The sequence below is a fragment of the Elioraea rosea genome, from assembly GCF_007644105.1.
In the GTDB taxonomy this organism is placed as follows: domain Bacteria; phylum Pseudomonadota; class Alphaproteobacteria; order Acetobacterales; family Acetobacteraceae; genus Elioraea_A; species Elioraea_A rosea.
Genome location: NZ_VFAC01000085.1, coordinates 1 through 2,155, shown reverse-complemented (window position 1 = coordinate 2,155; position 2,155 = coordinate 1). Strand labels below are relative to the sequence as shown.

The 2,155-nt window shown below is 72.1% G+C and carries 2 protein-coding genes and 1 pseudogene; all 3 read left to right on the top strand.

Features of this window, described 5'->3' with window-relative positions:
• On the top strand, positions 1-399 hold a 399-nt coding region (locus tag FIF60_RS21390), incomplete at its 5' end, for an OmpA family protein (RefSeq protein WP_144300311.1).
• Positions 399-1,535 (top strand): flagellar motor protein MotA, encoded by a 1,137-nt coding sequence (locus FIF60_RS21385; RefSeq protein ID WP_456305165.1) that lies wholly within the window; start codon positions 399-401, stop codon positions 1,533-1,535. The genes FIF60_RS21390 and FIF60_RS21385, both read left to right, overlap by 1 nt.
• Positions 1,536-1,560: 25 nt before the next feature.
• Positions 1,561-2,155: pseudogene (locus FIF60_RS21380) on the top strand (peptidoglycan -binding protein); the annotation flags it as partial.

Sequence of the window (2,155 nt, the reverse complement as noted above, 5' to 3'; positions counted from 1 at the left end):
TCACCGCCGGCCACCGCGACGCCTGCCGCCCCGGCTCCCGCCCCTGCGCCGCCGGCTGCGACCCAGGCGGCGCAGCCCGCAGCGCCGGGGGCGCTGCGCCTCGGCTTCACCGGCGTGGAGACCGAGTTGAACGACGCGGCGCGCCAGCGCGTGCTCGCCTTCGCCTCCTCGCTGCCCGATGACGAGCAGGTGCGCGTGACCGTCAACGCCTTCGCAGGAGGCGACGCCTCCGACCCCTCGCGGGCGCGGCGCACGTCGCTCTCCCGCGCGCTCGCCGTCCGCACCGCCCTGATGGAGGGCGGCATCCGCTCGACACGCATCGATGTCCGCGCGCTCGGCCTCGCCTCCGGCGACGGGCCGGCGGATCGGGTCGACATCCTCGCAGGATCACCGCGATGATCACACGTCCGCGCAAGTTCATCCTGCGCATGCTCGCCTTTGTCGCGGTGGTCCTCGCCGTCGCCGCCATCCTGCACAGGGAGCTGATCGACGCCTTCGTCGCCACCCCCGTGCTGAACGGGCTGATCCTCGGCGTGCTGCTCGCGGGCGTGATCTACACCTTCCGCAACGTCGCTTCGCTCGAGCGCGAGGTGGAGTGGCTCGAGACCTTCCGGCGCAACAAGCCCGGCCTCGCCGGGCTCGGCCAGCCACGCCTGCTCGCGCCTATGGCCTCGATGATCACCGAGAAGCGCGACCGCTTCACCCTCTCTGCCACCGCGATGCGCAGCTTGCTCGACGGCATCCAAAGCCGGCTCGACGAGACGCGCGAGATCAGCCGCTACACCGTGGGCCTGCTGATCTTCCTCGGCCTGCTCGGCACCTTCTGGGGCTTGTTGCAGACGATCGCCGCGATCGCCGACGTGATCGGCGGCATGTCGGTCGGCTCGGGGGACCTACCGACCCTGTTCAACCAGCTGAAATCGGGGCTCGAGGCGCCGCTGCGCGGCATGGGCACGGCCTTCTCCGCCTCGCTGTTCGGCCTCGCCTCCTCGCTCGTGCTCGGCTTCCTCGACCTCAATGCCGGCCAGGCGCAGAACCGCTTCTACATGGACCTCGAGGAGTGGCTCGCGCAGGCCACACGCCTCTCCTCCGGCGCCATCGGCATGGAGGGCGAAGGCTCGGTCCCGGTCTATGTCCAGGCGCTGCTCGAGCAGACGGCTGAGAACCTCGAAGGGCTTCAGCGCACGCTCGCCCGCGGCGAGGAAGGGCGCATGGCGGCGAACCAGGCCGTCATCGGCCTGACCGAGCGGCTCGGCCAGCTGACCGACCAGATGCGCGCCTCGCAGCAGCTTCTTCTCCGCATGGCCGAGGGGCAGCAGGAGCTTCGGCCGGTTCTGTCGCGGCTCGCGGATGCGCAGAGCACCGGGGCGATCGACGACGCCACGCGCGCGCATATCCGCAACCTCGAGCTCTACATGGCGCGGCTTCTCGAGGAGATGATCCAGGGCCGCAACCAGGTCTCGGGCGAGATCCGCTCCGAGATCAAGCTTCTCGCCCGCACAATCGCTGCGCTCGCGGAGAACGACCAGCGATGAGCGGCGCCGGCACGGAGGCGCGCTGATGGCGGGGCTGCGCCGCTCGCGCACCGCCTACGAGCCATGGCCCGGCTATGTCGACGCGCTGTCGACGCTGCTGATGGTCATCATCTTCGTGCTGCTGGTGTTCGTGCTGTCGCAGGCCTTCCTCTCCGTCTCGCTCTCCGGGCGCGACCAGGCGCTCGCGCGGCTGAACCGCCAGGTCGCCGAACTGTCGGACCTCCTGGCGCTCGAGCGCGGGTCGGCTGAGGAGCTCCGGCTTTCGGTGGCGCGGCTGTCGACCGACCTCCAGGCCATGACGGCAGCCCGTGACACGCTGAACCGCCAGGTGACGACGCTGAGCGCGGAGCGCGAGCGCGCCGGGGCGGAGCGCGACACCGCGCGCAGCGAGCGCGAGCGCATCGCCGCCCAGCTTGCCGAAGCACAGCTCCGCTCCGAGGCTGCCGCCGCGCGCGCGCAGAGGCTCGAGCAGCAGCTCGCCGAGGCGCTGACGCGGGCGGACCAGACGCAGATCGTTGCCGACGCGCGCGGCCGCGCGGCCGAGGATGCCGCCCGCGAGGCAGCGGAACGGCCGCGCGCCGCGATCGAGGCGGCCCGCGCGCCCGCCGACACCCGCCGCC